General features: G+C 48.0%; 11 protein-coding genes. 3 read left to right on the forward strand and 8 right to left on the reverse strand.

The window, feature by feature from the left end:
* Positions 1–3 precede the first annotated feature (3 nt).
* The 6 genes from EK374_RS05225 to EK374_RS05250 all read right to left on the reverse strand — a co-directional run bounded on the left by EK374_RS05225 (position 4) and on the right by EK374_RS05250 (position 7,655).
* Complete coding sequence (locus tag EK374_RS05225) at positions 4–1,137, reverse strand: porin (protein ID WP_127020795.1); 1,134 nt, start codon at positions 1,135–1,137, stop codon at positions 4–6.
* Positions 1,138–1,471: 334 nt separating this feature from the next.
* The gene (locus tag EK374_RS05230; protein WP_164731824.1) at positions 1,472–3,106 is read right to left on the reverse strand and encodes an amino acid ABC transporter ATP-binding/permease protein; all 1,635 of its coding nucleotides are present in this window, start codon (positions 3,104–3,106) and stop codon (positions 1,472–1,474) included.
* A complete protein-coding gene (cydD, locus tag EK374_RS05235) occupies positions 3,103–4,821 on the reverse strand; it encodes a thiol reductant ABC exporter subunit CydD (RefSeq protein ID WP_164731825.1) in 1,719 nt (572 codons plus the stop codon). The genes EK374_RS05230 and cydD overlap by 4 nt, the downstream gene beginning before the upstream one ends.
* Before the next feature lie 17 nt (positions 4,822–4,838).
* Entirely contained in the window at positions 4,839–4,955 is a 117-nt protein-coding gene (gene cydX, locus EK374_RS05240; protein WP_053425345.1) for a cytochrome bd-I oxidase subunit CydX, read from the reverse strand.
* Between the two features lie 11 nt (positions 4,956–4,966).
* Positions 4,967–6,103: a cytochrome d ubiquinol oxidase subunit II gene (gene cydB / locus EK374_RS05245; protein WP_127020801.1), complete on the reverse strand. Its 1,137-nt coding sequence runs from the start codon at positions 6,101–6,103 to the stop codon at positions 4,967–4,969.
* A 1-nt stretch (position 6,104) separates the two neighbouring features.
* Positions 6,105–7,655 (reverse strand): cytochrome ubiquinol oxidase subunit I, encoded by a 1,551-nt coding sequence (locus EK374_RS05250; RefSeq protein WP_206099289.1) that lies wholly within the window; start codon positions 7,653–7,655, stop codon positions 6,105–6,107.
* A gap of 243 nt (positions 7,656–7,898) precedes the next feature.
* On the opposite strand from EK374_RS05250, the gene EK374_RS05255 reads away from it, so the two are divergent.
* Positions 7,899–8,708, forward strand: coding sequence for an NAD-dependent epimerase/dehydratase family protein (locus EK374_RS05255; RefSeq protein ID WP_127020805.1), 810 nt, complete (start codon positions 7,899–7,901; stop codon positions 8,706–8,708).
* A gap of 28 nt (positions 8,709–8,736) precedes the next feature.
* On the opposite strand, the gene EK374_RS05260 is transcribed toward EK374_RS05255, so the two are convergent.
* Positions 8,737–8,937 (reverse strand): heavy-metal-associated domain-containing protein, encoded by a 201-nt coding sequence (locus EK374_RS05260; protein ID WP_127020807.1) that lies wholly within the window; start codon positions 8,935–8,937, stop codon positions 8,737–8,739.
* A 165-nt stretch (positions 8,938–9,102) separates the two neighbouring features.
* Here EK374_RS05260 and EK374_RS05265 point away from each other — a divergent pair, with 165 nt between their 5' ends.
* Positions 9,103–11,280: a heavy metal translocating P-type ATPase gene (locus EK374_RS05265; RefSeq protein WP_127020809.1), complete on the forward strand. Its 2,178-nt coding sequence runs from the start codon at positions 9,103–9,105 to the stop codon at positions 11,278–11,280.
* Between the two features lies 1 nt (position 11,281).
* Positions 11,282–11,683 (forward strand): Cu(I)-responsive transcriptional regulator, encoded by a 402-nt coding sequence (gene cueR, locus EK374_RS05270; protein WP_233280338.1) that lies wholly within the window; start codon positions 11,282–11,284, stop codon positions 11,681–11,683.
* Between the two features lie 65 nt (positions 11,684–11,748).
* On the opposite strand, the gene EK374_RS05275 is transcribed toward cueR, so the two are convergent.
* Positions 11,749–13,530 carry a S8 family peptidase gene (locus EK374_RS05275; protein WP_127020811.1) on the reverse strand — a complete coding sequence of 594 codons (1,782 nt, stop codon included), beginning with the start codon at positions 13,528–13,530 and terminating at the stop codon, positions 11,749–11,751.
* Positions 13,531–13,627 lie beyond the last annotated feature (97 nt).

A 13,627-nucleotide genomic window follows, 5' to 3' on the forward strand; every position in this document is an offset into this window, starting at 1 on the left:
TCCTTAAAACACCAGATCTACGCCAACAACCAGTACGCTGTCTTTACGATCAGCAGTTTTATTGTCTGCATTGGTATATTGAGCTTTAAAAGCAGCAGAAGGGTGGAAGTCATACCGCACACCGACGTTGATGCTGTTGCGTTCAGTCTCCAGACTGTTTACTAAGCCTGCAACAGGAGCAAAGATAGGTGAAGCCGTTGGTACACCAGCATAAATTTCAGTTTTAGCTTTGTTGTCTTCTTTTTCAAAAGACACATAAGGTGTAATAGTGTCAAAGCGGTGACCAATAGAAATGTAATAGGATTCCTGATCAGAGATAAAAGAGTCGTTTACTGTGGCTTTGGTAATTTCAGACACCACCAGCCAATCATTTTTGTCGATGTTAAAACCAATGCCGGCAAAAGAACTTGATTCATCCACTATATCTAGATCTTTAGCCAAAGCACCCAAACCAAAGCCAGTTAATTGCGCATACAAGCCTGCAGGACTATCCAACTGATCGACATAAAACGTGGTTTTACCTGTCAGATAAGCCAGACGGAATGAATACCCATCCTGACCTAATTCCCAGGCTATCCCGGTAATATTTTCAATTTGTGCATCTGCCGCTGAACTGCCTATAGCAGCATCACCGTCGTAACTACCGACAATAAACTGCAACGATGAGTCGAAGTTACCTAAAGTGGTGGTGTGGTACAAAGATGCACCTTCGATATTATCGAAACCTAAGCCGTAGACACTTTGTGGCACGCGTGACCAGTCATAGGCATAACCTACATCACGAAAATCTGAGTATTTATAAAATGGAGTTCTTAAACGGCCTGCATTGACGCGCAAGGTATCGGTTAAATCATAACTTAAAAATGCCCACTCAAATTTAACATCCCAGTCATCAGCTCCACGACCTAACAGCTGAGCTGTCACCGACAGTTTATCGCCTAAGTCAGACTTTACCTGCAGTGCGGCTAAACTCTCGTTTTTAAAGCTGAAATCATCGTCGTAGCCATAAAGAGTGTCGTCGTTACTTAGCGCCATGCCGCCTTTGATCGAAGCAAAACCATTGATGTCGATTTCAGCATGGCTGGTACCACACAGGGTTGCGGCAATGGTGGCTGCCAGTATTTTACGTTTTAACATAGGGTATCCTCATCGATTTTTTAGTGTTGTACTTTTTGCTGGCCAAAGGGGTTTAGCCTTATAAAAATCAATAGTCAGCCTTGACTAAGTTTTTGCTTTCTATACTGTGCACGGTCCTGCAGCTGGTCGGATATCCCTGTCAGATTTGAATGGCCTGAAGTTGTACCTTTTACAATGTCATCCAATTTTGTCGCTCGAATTATACATCTCACCGAATTTAATTACTAATTTTTTCGTATTTATCAAATTTTCGTTATGACTTGATGTAATAAAACCTAGTCTCTGGCTTTAAACATAGCCAAAGGTAAAGAGTTGGTTGATATTTTTGTTTGATTTACAACAAGTTTAGCTGCACTCGATGGCAACCCTGGTCGATAACCAAAGGCTGATGACTGGCGATAATCAGGATTTGCTGCTGACAGCGACGGCGAAGGGTCTGAATAAGCTGGTTTGCTGTGTTTGCGTCTAAGCCGACTAAGGGCTCATCAAGTAAAAGCACACTACTTTGTTGCAGTAAAAGGCGCGCTAAGGCAATACGTCTGGCTTGTCCGCCTGAAACTGCTACACCATATTCTCCAAGTTCAGTTTCAAGTCCCAGTGGTAAAGTGGCCAGCCAATCACTTAATTGAGCCTCAGCTAAGCTTTGCAGCAATTCCTTGTCACTGGCTTTTGGTTTTGCCAACCGTAAATTGGCGGCCAGAGTCATATTAAATAAGCCGACTTGTTGTGACAGCATACTGATCTGTTCCCGCTGAGTTGAGTCGGTATAAAGCTGTAGCTCTGTGCCATTGAGCAAAACACGACCTGATACAGCTGGCAGCCAGCCGGCTACAGTGGCGAGAAAAGTAGATTTTCCTACGCCGGATGGTCCTTGCAGCCACAGTAGGTCACCGGCTTTTAAGCTGTAACTCACTGGCGTTGTTTGTTGTAAAGCACCTGGGTAAGCAACAGACAGTTGCTGTAAGTCAAGGGTTAAAGGCCCACTTACACAGGTTAAAGTACCAGCCTCCGGCTCTGGCCGGATTTGATTCAATCGCTGTTTTGCCATCAAGCTGTCAGCCAGGTGTCGATACAAAGTAGCCAGAGGTAACCAAATTTCCGGTAAGGCCAAAGTCGACAGCAACATAGCCACTAATGAGGCAATACTAATGTGCTGTTCTGCTGCTAAAGGCAAAGCTGTGATCAGCAAATGAAAACTCATCAGCGCCAGAGTGCTGACTAGTAAAAACTGACAGCACAAGTCCAGTATTTGCTGGCGCCAGAGCAGCTTTTGGTAATGAAGTTCTGTCTGTTGCCATTGCTGTTCTGCTGCTGCCCAGCCCTGATGCAGTTGCAACATAGTAAGGGCTGATAAAGGCTCCAGCAATTCCTGTCGACGTTGTGACGCTAGTATTACCAACTGGCAGGCCCGGCGGTAACCCAAAACAAAACCAAGCAGGGGAATCAACAGCAAACCAAGCAAATACACTAACGCAACCTGAGCTAGTTCTGCTTGCCAAAACCACAGAGCGCAGAGCCAGCCTGCGCTGATCAGGCAGGCCCAGAACACCGGAGCGACCACACGCAAAGGCCATTGATCCAGTCGATCTATGTCGGTGATCAGGCGCTGTAACAGATCGGCTGATTTGGTATCAGGCTTGAGGCTGCTGGCTAAAAAACGTCGCATAAACCACAGCCGCAATTGTTGTAGTAATAACAAAATGGCGTTATGCGAACTTAAACGCTCAAAGTAACGGCTGGCGGTGCGGCTGATGGCAAAAAAACGGATAAGGGCAGCTGGGCCAAAATAGTTAAAACTGGCAGCGCTGGCGAGCTGTAAACCTGCCAACGCAGAGGCGGTAATAAACCAGCCGGAGACAGTTAATAACCCCATAATACTGGCCAGGGTTAAAGCTCCTAACGCCAGACTAAGTAACCACCAGCGCCAGTGTGGACGCATTAAGGCCGACAGTTTCAGTTGATCTTTCATTGGCTTTCCTGCTGATAACTGACCTGATACAACGGATGCGCCTGAATTTCTGCCACAGTGCCTTTGGCAACAATCTGCCCCTGAACTATAAGCCATACCTGATCGAGCCAGTCTAGCCGCTGCAATTGATGAGTGGCGAGCAACAGAGTTTTGCCGCGGCTTAACTGCTCTAATTGCTGAAAATAAAGCTGCTGTTGTGCTGGCGGCAACATAGACGCAGGTTCATCCAATAACCAACACCAGCTTTGTTTTAATAAAGCTCTGGCCAGTGCCAGGCGTTGCAATTGCCCACCTGATAAACCAATACCGCTTTCTGCAAGTTGGGTGTCCAGACCTTGAGGTAAGGCAAAAACAAAGTCAGCACAAAAAGCCTGCTGTAATACCAGTTTGAGTTCAGCTTCTGTCGCAGAGGCTTTAGCAAGTAGCAAATTGCTGCGCAAACTCCCCTTCAGCCACTGGCTTTGCTGAGATAAATACACCAGCTGTTGCCGCCACTGGGCTAAATTCAAGTCGGTTAAGTCATGATCTCCTATCTTGATCTGGCCCTGATCCGGTTGCTGAAAGCCTAACAAAGACTCAAGCAGACTGGTTTTGCCTGCGCCGCTTGGGCCTGTTACAGCAATACGTTGCGCTGGTAAAATCTGCGCCTGAATAGCTGTCACTAATGCAGCTCTGTGCTCTGAACCCCGCAGGCTAACTTGCCGGAACTCAATACAGACCGGCTCTGTTGGGGCTGGAGTGTCGCCGCCTGCACAAACAGGCAAAGCCCAAATCGGGGCCAGGCTGGCAAAAGCGGCTTCAGCCTGAGCTTTGGCATGATAATCTGTGCCTAATTGCCGCAGTGGTGCATAAAACTCAGGCGCCATCAGTAAGATAAACAGCGCCGGTTGATAAGACACAGGAATTTGCGCTTTAGCCCATGGCAACTCGCCAAGTAAACCTAAACCCAAATACAAGGCCACCAGTGCAATGGCCAAAGAAGCAAACAACTCCAGTACAGCACCGGATAAAAAGGCTTTGCTTAACACTGACATAGTGCGGGTTCTGTAGTCTTCACAGGCGTTGTTAAGCCGGTTTAATACCAGCGGTTCTGCTTGTAATTGACGAATAAGCTGGGCGCCACGTAAAAACTCCAGAAAACGTCCACCCAATAAACCTAAAGCCTGCACTTGCTGCTGGCTGGCTTTTGCAGCTTTTTTGCCGAGTAAAATCATAAAAAGTGGAATAAGTGGGGCTGTGGCTAACAACAGCAAGGCGGCCAGCACACTTTGACTGGCAACGGCAACAGAGATAAACAAAGGGCAAAGCACCACCAGATAAAGCTGCGGATAATAACGGCTGATATAAGGGTCAAGCGCGTCAACTTGCTCCAGTAAACGGGTGGATAAATCGCCGTCAGAGGCGATGCGCTGGCGCAGAGGCCCGGCCCGGCTAATGATGCCAAGCAACTGCTGGCGAATGGATGTGCGCAGGTTCTGACTGGCGGAGAGCCCAAGCAGATCTTTGGCTGCCAACAGCATAGGGCGCAGCAGCCACAGCACTAAAATATGCAGCAACAAATCCGTCGGGATCTGCTGCTGGTGTAAAGCCAGATCACATAAAGTCGCCAGCAACCAACACTGCCAGATCATCAGTAAAGAGGCCGCTGCACCCAGGGCTATTGCGAGGTGCAAGCGGTTTTTTTCTGACAGGACTAATTGCCTTAATGACTGCACAGGCATCAAATCCTTATTTACTCTGATGGCTCGTTCTCTTCGCCAGGGTAACCATTAAACTCCAGCCACATCGCATTGATAATGCCAAAAGAGCAGGCCAGTAATACGCCTAATATCCAGGTGAAATACCACATAAAACTGCTCCTTAATACAATGAATGAGTGTTGGCGCTGATGCTGTTGCGGTTTAAACGGCCCCACATTTTCCAGTAACACCAAGCTGTGTAGCACAAAATAATGGGTACAAAAATACAAGCCACCACAAACATGATTTTTAACGTCAGTTCACTGGAGGTTGCATCCCACATCGTCAGGCTGTGGTTGGGCATGCTGCTGGATGGCATAATAAAAGGAAACATCGACACGCCGCAGGTCATAATCACCCCGGCCATGGCCAGTGAAGAGGCGACAAAAGCCTGCCAGCCTTTCGCCAGTTTGCTGCAAAGTGCAGATACCAGGAAAGCCGCCACACCCAGCAGCGGGAAAATCCACAACAGTGGGTAAGTCTCATAGTTGCTAAACCAGGCGCCACTGCTGACTTCCACAGTTTTGGTGACAGCACTGTTGATGGCGTTGCTGTCGATCAGACTGGTGACTTTATAGCCCATACCTGCAGACGCCAGCCAGATACCTGCCGCTACAAATAATACGGCTGCCAAAGTAGCGCTGATTAAAGACACTGCTTCAGAGCGCTGTCGCAGTGGCGCTTCGGTTTTCATTTGCAGATAACAGGCCCCCTGATTAATAAACATCAGCAGGCTTAGCACACCTACTAACAAAGCAAATGGGTTTAATAAAGCCCAGAATGAACCTGTGTAGTAAATCCGCAGTAGCTCATCAAAGTGGAAAGGCACACCTTGCAGCAGGTTGCCAAATGCCACACCAAAAATAATCGGAGGTATGGCAGAACCTGCCGTTAACGCCCAGTCCCAGTTACTGCGCCATTTGGCATTATCCAGCTTAGAGCGATAATCAAAGCCGATAGGGCGTAAGAATAGTGCTGCTAATGTCAGCATCATGGCCAGGTAAAAACCGCTGAAAGCTGTGGCATACACAGGAGGCCAGGCGGCAAACAAAGCGCCACCAGCAGTAATCAACCAGACCTGATTACCATCCCAGTGCGGGGCGACTGCATTGATCAAAATACGGCGCTCGGTGTCGTCGCGGCCTATGACTTTAAGCAGCGCACCTACCCCCATATCAAAACCATCTGTCACGGCAAAACCAATCAGCAACACACCAACCAATAACCACCAGATAAAGCGTAAAAATTCATAATCCATGTTAAACCTCCCGGGCCTGTTCGCCGTGATACTTGCCGGTATGGATGGACGCAGGGCCTTTACGGGCAAAATGCTGCATCAACCAGACTTCGATGATCAGAAACACTGTGTAAAGCGCGGTAATAGCCAATAAGCTGATCCAAATCTCTGTGGTACTCAACTGAGAAGCGGCTAAATGAGTAGGCAATATTTCACCTACTGCCCAAGGCTGACGGCCATATTCGGCAACAAACCAACCCGCTTCACAGGCAATCCATGGCAGAGGTAACGAAAACAGCGCAGCTTTGAGTAACCAGCGTGGTTTTTCCGGTGTGCGCTTGGCACTGTGATAAAAGGACAAGGCAAACACCAACAGCATAATAAAACCAGCTGCCACCATCACCCGGAAAGACCAAAACAGTGGGGCTACTTTAGGAATGCTGTTTTGAACGGCTTGTTCCACTTGTTCTGCAGTCGCATTAACAGGATCGTCAGTGTAGGCCATTAACAACAGGCCATAACCCAGATCATTTTTTACCAGATCAAAGGCTGCGATATTTTCCGGCGTTTTTTCACCGGCACGCAGTTTTTTCAGCAGACCATAGGCTATCTGACCATTGAGAATACGCTGCCGATGGATTTCTTTTAACTCAGCCAGACCTGTGACTTCTTTATCCAAAGATCGGGTCGCTATAAGACCCATTGCTCCTGGGATTTTCAGTGCGTAGTCCGTGCTTTGAGTCTCTTCGTTCGGGATACCAAATACAGTGAAATCTGCTGGTGCTTTGTGAGTTTTCCATTCGGCTTCCACAGCAGCCAGCTTTACTTTTTGTACATCACCCAGCTCATAACCAGACTCGTCCCCTAACACTATGACAGACAAAGCGCTGGCTAAACCAAAAGCTGAAGCTATGGCAAAACTGCGGCGGGCAAAAGCCAGGTCACGGCCTTTGAGCATATACCAGGCAGAAATTGCCAGCACAAACATAGCGCCTGTGACATAACCTGCAGACACTGTATGGACAAACTTCACCTGAGCGACAGGGTTAAATACCACTTCGCTGAAGCTGAGCATTTCCATTCTCATGGTTTCGAAATTAAATTCGGCGCCGACAGGGTGTTGCATCCAGCCGTTGGCAATTAAAATCCAGAGCGCTGATAAATTTGAGGCCAAAGCCACCAGCCAGGTTACTGCCAGATGTTGCACTTTGCTGAGTCTGTCCCAACCAAAAAAGAACAAACCCACTAAAGTGGATTCAAGGAAAAATGCCATCAGACCTTCAATGGCCAAAGGTGCACCAAAGATGTCACCGACATAATGTGAATAATAAGACCAGTTGGTGCCAAACTGGAATTCCATCGCTATGCCTGTGGTGACGCCTAAAGCAAAGTTAATGGCAAATAATTTGCCCCAGAATTTAGTCATATCGCGGTAAATTTCTTTACCCGTCATCACATAAACTGACTCCATAATAGCCAACAGGAAGGTCATACCTAAAGTCAAGGGCACAAACAAGAAGTGATACATTGCCGTAGCGGCAAACTGTAATCTGGAAAGTTCTACAACATCCATTCGGATTGCTCCTCCATCTGGAACTGTGGGGATGGTCTGCTATTTTGGCTAAAGCACCAGTTAGTAGCTAAAGCTCATACGTCAGCATGAGTGAACACTAAGCTACGCCTTTTGTCTGTCTGCTGTGTTGACGGGGATCAATAAAAATTGATGAATAAGTTGTAAATAGTGGGAATTTGATAAAAATCGCAAATGGTATTCTGTTACTATCGAAATCAACATCAGGATTGTGAAGGCTCAGGTATGAAAATATTAGTGATAGGTGCTGGCTGGTTGGGAACTCAACTGGCGACACAGCTCAAAACAGATGGGCATGAGTTATGGCTTAGTAGCCGTAGTACAACTAAATCTTCTGCCGTCGCTGAACAGTTTGGTCATTTTGTGTTGGATTTAGGCCAATCTATCCGGCCTACCCCAGAGCTTGAATCGTTATTTAAAGATGCGCTGATTATTTGTACAGTTCCCGCCAGCCGTTCAGATGGCGAGGGTTACACCAGAGGATTGGCTCAGCTTGCTACTTTGATGAAGCAATTGGGCGCAGCGGCCTGTATCCATTTAAGTAGTTCAGGCATTTATGAAGGCTTGTCAGGTGAAGTTAACGAACAAAGCCAGTTACAACTGGCCGATCCGCGTATCGAATTGCTGGCCGTTGGCGAGCAATTATTAAGAGTGGCCGTGCCTTGCTGTACTTTACGTCTGGCAGGTTTAATTGGTCCTGGCCGCCATCCGGCGCGGTTTTTATCTGGTAAACAGGCTGGTGCCGCTGATGTGGCTGTAAATATGGTACATAGCAGTGATATTTGTGCTGCAGTTTCTGCCATAGTCCAGCAACAGTTATGGCCAGAGCTGTTTAATTTATCCAGCCCACAATTTTGTTCCAAGGCGGAGTTTTATCTGACCGCCTGTGAATTAGCCTCTTTACCAGCTCCGGTGTTTGAAACTAAAAGTACAGCAACCCCAAGTCGCAGAGTGAGCAGCGCAAAATCTCAGACTATTGCTGGCTTTCACTACCAGTTTGAGTCTGCTTTGGCTGCTTTGCCCTTTTGTAGCTGAGTTTTACTAAACCAAAGCAACTATAAAGTTATAGCTCTGTAGCCGGGTAACCGGCTTCATCCAGCGCTGCAATAATATCCTCTGCTGCCAAATCGCTTTCAACATCTACCTGCTGCTGCGCTAAATCTACTGTCACTTTGGCATCAGCCTGCAACTGTGCAACTGCTTTATTCACTATGCTGATGCAGTGGTTACAGCTCATGCCTGTGACTTTTAGTTGTACTTTCATACTATTTTTCCTTTTTACTGTTGAGTTAGCTTGCGAACATGATGAACGCTTCCCCTGTGTTAAGGTCAAGTGTTAGTGCTGAACTTTTTAGTTGACCTTACCCTAAGGGCAAGCTTTAGCTTTGAAGCTATCGGGGTATTACCCTTTTTTGACTGGAGTCATGGTATGTCTGAACAGATCCAATTGAATATCAGCGGAATGAGCTGCGCTTCCTGTGTGGGCCGTATTGAAAAAGCTTTAGCTAAAGTGGCAGGTGTAGAGCAAGTCAACGTCAATCTGGCCACTGAAACCGCAGCGATTAGCGGCCTTGCTCTGTCGCCAGAGGTATTGATGGCTGCTGTGGAGAAGGCGGGCTATCAGGCTAGTCTGCCGCAGGAAAAGCCGGTAGTTGAGGTTGCTCAGCCTGCTTTTTATCAGCAGGAATGGTGGCCTGTTGTTGCCAGCATAGTGCTGACTTTGCCTTTGGTACTGCCAATGATTGGCATGCTGTTTTGGCTGGATTGGATGTTGCCATCCTTCTGGCAATGGTTGTTGGCTACTCCGGTGCAGTTCTATTTTGGCGCGCGTTTTTACAAAGCGGGCTGGGCTGCACTTAAAGCAGGCAGCGGCAATATGGATTTGCTGGTGGCCATTGGTACCAGTGCAGCTTATGGTTTGTCCTTGTATCTGTGGTGGGATTTTGCTGCACAGCATGCAGGGCATGGCGCGCCTCATTTGTATTTTGAAAGCAGCAGTGCAGTATTAAGTCTGGTGCTGTTGGGTAAGTATCTGGAACACAGAGCAAAAAAACGCACTACTGACGCCTTAAGGGCGCTTGAAAATTTAAAACCCGCAGTCGCGACTGTGTGGCAAAACGGGCTTTGGCTTGAAGTAAAAGCGGAAGCTGTGCAACAAGGGGACCTGGTGCTGGTAAAGCCAGGCGAACGAATTCCGGTGGATGCTGTGGTTGAGCAAGGCCAAAGCCATGTAGATGAAGCCCTGATCAGCGGCGAGTCTGTGCCGGTCAGTAAAACACTGGCAGATAAAGTGACAGGGGGCTCAGTCAATCTGGATGGTGTATTGCAGATCAGAGCCAGTGCTGTAGGAGCTGAATCTACCTTGTCCCGCATTATTCAATTGGTGGAACAGGCGCAAGGGGCGAAAGCGCCTGTCCAGGCATTAGTAGATAAAATCAGCGCTGTTTTTGTGCCGGTGGTTTTACTAATAGCTCTGGCGACCTTGTTGGGATGGGGGCTGCTGACTGAAGATTGGGTGACAGGTATTCTCAATGCGGTTGCGGTATTGGTGATTGCCTGTCCTTGTGCTCTGGGTCTGGCCACACCTGCTGCTATTATGGCAGGGACAGGTTCTGCTGCGCGTTCAGGAATTCTGATTAAAGATGCTATTGCCTTAGAGCAGGCGAAGGCGGTGAACCTGGTGGTGTTTGATAAAACCGGTACTTTAACCCAAGGCAAACCGGTGCTGCAGCAAGTCAGTCGTTTTACTGATGAAGCTGATACGCTGCAATGGGCTGCCTCGTTGCAGCAAAACAGCGAGCATCCGCTGGCCAAAGCTTTACTGGCTTATGCCGCATCGCATCAGGTTGCAACAGTTGAAGCAACAGAGTTCCGCGTAGTCGCAGGCAAAGGTGTACAAGGTAAAGTGCAAGGTCGTAGTCTGGTGCTCGGTAGCAGCCACTGGATGCAGCAGCTGGGATTAGACTTGCCGCTCGGACAGATTAAAACCGGCGGAGCCTCAGTGTCCTGGCTGGCGGAGCAGCAAGCAGATGAGAGTTATCAGTTGTTGGCGCTGTTTTGTTTTACCGATGAGTTAAAAGCTGATGCGGTGCAGGCCGTGAAGTTGTTACAGCAACAAGCTATAGCTGTAGCTATGTTAACGGGCGACAGCAAAGAGAGTGCCGCTTTAATAGCCCAGCAACTGGGGTTAACCGACTGGAAAGCTGAAGTGCTGCCCGGTGAAAAAGCCGCTGCTATTGCCAGCTGGCAACAACAAGGCTATCAGGTGGCTATGGTAGGTGATGGCATAAATGACGCACCAGCTTTAGCTCAGGCAAATTTAGGCATAGCTATGGCCAGCGGCACTGAAGTTGCGGTGAGCGCCTCCGCCATGACGCTGATGCGCAGTAAACCTTCGTTGGTCAGTGCGGCCTTGCAGATTGCCAGACTGAGTTATCGCAAAATTCAGCAAAATCTGTTTTGGGCTTTTATCTTTAATGTCATAGGCATACCGCTAGCCGCTTTAGGTTATCTGAATCCGGTGATTGCAGGTGCAGCTATGGCCTCTAGCAGTTTATTCGTGATTAGTAATGCTCTGTTGTTACAGCGCTGGAAAGCACAGGAGTAAAATGATGGCTACTTTAGTGACTATTGGCCAGGCGGCCAAGCAGACCGGACTGTCCGCCAAGATGATTCGTCATTACGAAGAAGCAGGCTTGCTGCATAAAGCCAACAGAACAGATGCTGGCTACAGGTTGTATAACAGCCTGCAATTGCAACAGTTAGGTTTTATTAAACAGGCTCGTACTTTAGGCTTTTCGATAGCACAAATAAGTTCTTTGCTAGGCCTGTGGCAAAATCCAAACCGCAGCAGCAAAGAAGTGAAACAACTGGCGGAACAACATCTGGACGAAATTAAACAGAAAGTGACGGAGTTGCAGCAGATGCAGCAAGTTTTACAGCAATTAGCTGACAGTTGTTGCGGTGACGATCAACCCCAGTGTGCGATTCTGGATGGATTACAAAAATAAAGGTTTGCTTCCTGTAAAAAGAAGATCCCGGCACAGACCGGGATCTTCCGCTAAAAACCCAGGGATTAAGGCTGATAGGAGGTTGTCAGAGTCAAACCAGACACTGCGGTGTAACCACGGATACCAATGTGGTAAGTAGCGGCCACAGGATTATTAAAAGTACAGCTTTCTGTATTGCCGTTCAGGTATGGGCGGCAATCATAAGCAGAAGTGGTAGGTTGTGAACCACGGCGTACATACAGATCGGCATCACCAGTACCGCCTGAGGTATTCACTGTCAACACACTCATACCAGCCGGCACGACCAGGGTGTAATATTTCCAGGAATTACGTGACACAGAAATATTGTTTACAGTTGAAGTTGCGCCTGTTCCACCGCCTGTACCACCTCCGGTGCCTGAAGCCGCTGCCACAGCTGCAGCTGCATCAACAATTCCAGTACCACAATTGCTGCAGCTGGCTGGGAAAGAGCGGGTGGTTGTTTTCAGGATGCTTTCAATTTCATCCGGCGTAGCCCCAGGTTTTTTCTGAGCTATTAAGGCCGCAACACCAGCCACATGAGGGGCTGCCATTGAGGTACCTTGGCTGTAACCATAACTGTCTGAGCCCGGTGTTGTAGTACCTGTATTATAAGTAGACAGAATACCGTTTGGATCGTTTGACGAGTTCATAGCACCGCCAGGTGCTGCGACATCAATAGAAGTACCGTAGTTTGAATAATAAGCGCGGCCACCGCTGCGGTTCGTCGACGCTACGTTCACTACACCGGCACAGTTACCTGGGTTGAAGTTATTGGCGTTTGCATTGTCGTTACCTGAGGCTATCACAATAACTGTGCCACGAGAGCGGGCAGAGTTAATAGCAGCCTGAGTGGTAGAGTCACAAGCTCCTGAACCACCTAAACTCATATTGATCACTTTAGCCGGGTTGGCGTTCGCAGGAACACCAGACACTGTGCCACCAGAAGCCCAGATAATACCGTCTGCTATATCTGAGGTGTAACCACCACATTTACCCAGTACACGAACCGGCACTACTTTAGCGCCGTAAGCCACGCCCGCAACACCTGAACCATTGTTAGTCACAGCTGCTACTGTACCGGCGACATGTGTACCATGCCATGAAGAATCCTGAGCAGAGTGCGTGCCACCACATTCGTTGGCTAAAATCCAATCACCCGGATCCTGAGCATTGCTGTCGCGGCCGTTACCATCGTTGCCAACAAAACTGTCAGAAATCATGTCATAACCAGGCAGTATATTGGCGTTTAAGTCCGCATGTGGACGGTAGCCTGTATCTAATACCGCTACTACTACACCAGCACCAGTGGCATTGTCCCAGGCTGTGTTGGCACGTAAACCACCTGTAGATTCATAGTAATGCCATTGACTGGTGTACTGAGTATCGTTTGGTGTGGCGGCAATTTTTAACATACGGTCTTCTTCAACCGACTCCACTAAAGGATCCTGCGCCAACAGCTCAATAGTGCGTGCCGTTTCTGCTTTGGACAGACGACGTTCAGCTTTTACTACATGACGGTCTGCGACAGCCAAAGAGCGGACAAAGCTCATAGGTTCACCAGCACGGCTGGATAATTCAGCTGCGGCATGGGCTTTTAACTTATTGACTGAATTTGTCGCAGTGTTCGTTAAACCCTGAGCAGATAAAGTCGCGGCATTTTTATATTTCACGATAAAACGGGTAGGTGGCTCGACAGCTTTGGGTTCGTTCACCTCTAAACGGATACCAGTGTTTTCTGGTGCTGCTTGCGCTGCAGTAGCTAATAAGGACAGTGCGGACAAAGTAAGCAATGAGACTTTGGATAAGTTAAATGTTTTATGTTGCATTTTATTCTCTCAAATTATTGTTATCTGGATTTGCCTCATCCATGGATACCCTTGTCCCTTATTTAGTTGATATAGTGGGTGGGCGGTACGATAATTG

The organism is Rheinheimera mangrovi (genome assembly GCF_003990335.1).
GTDB lineage: Bacteria > Pseudomonadota > Gammaproteobacteria > Enterobacterales > Alteromonadaceae > Pararheinheimera > Pararheinheimera mangrovi.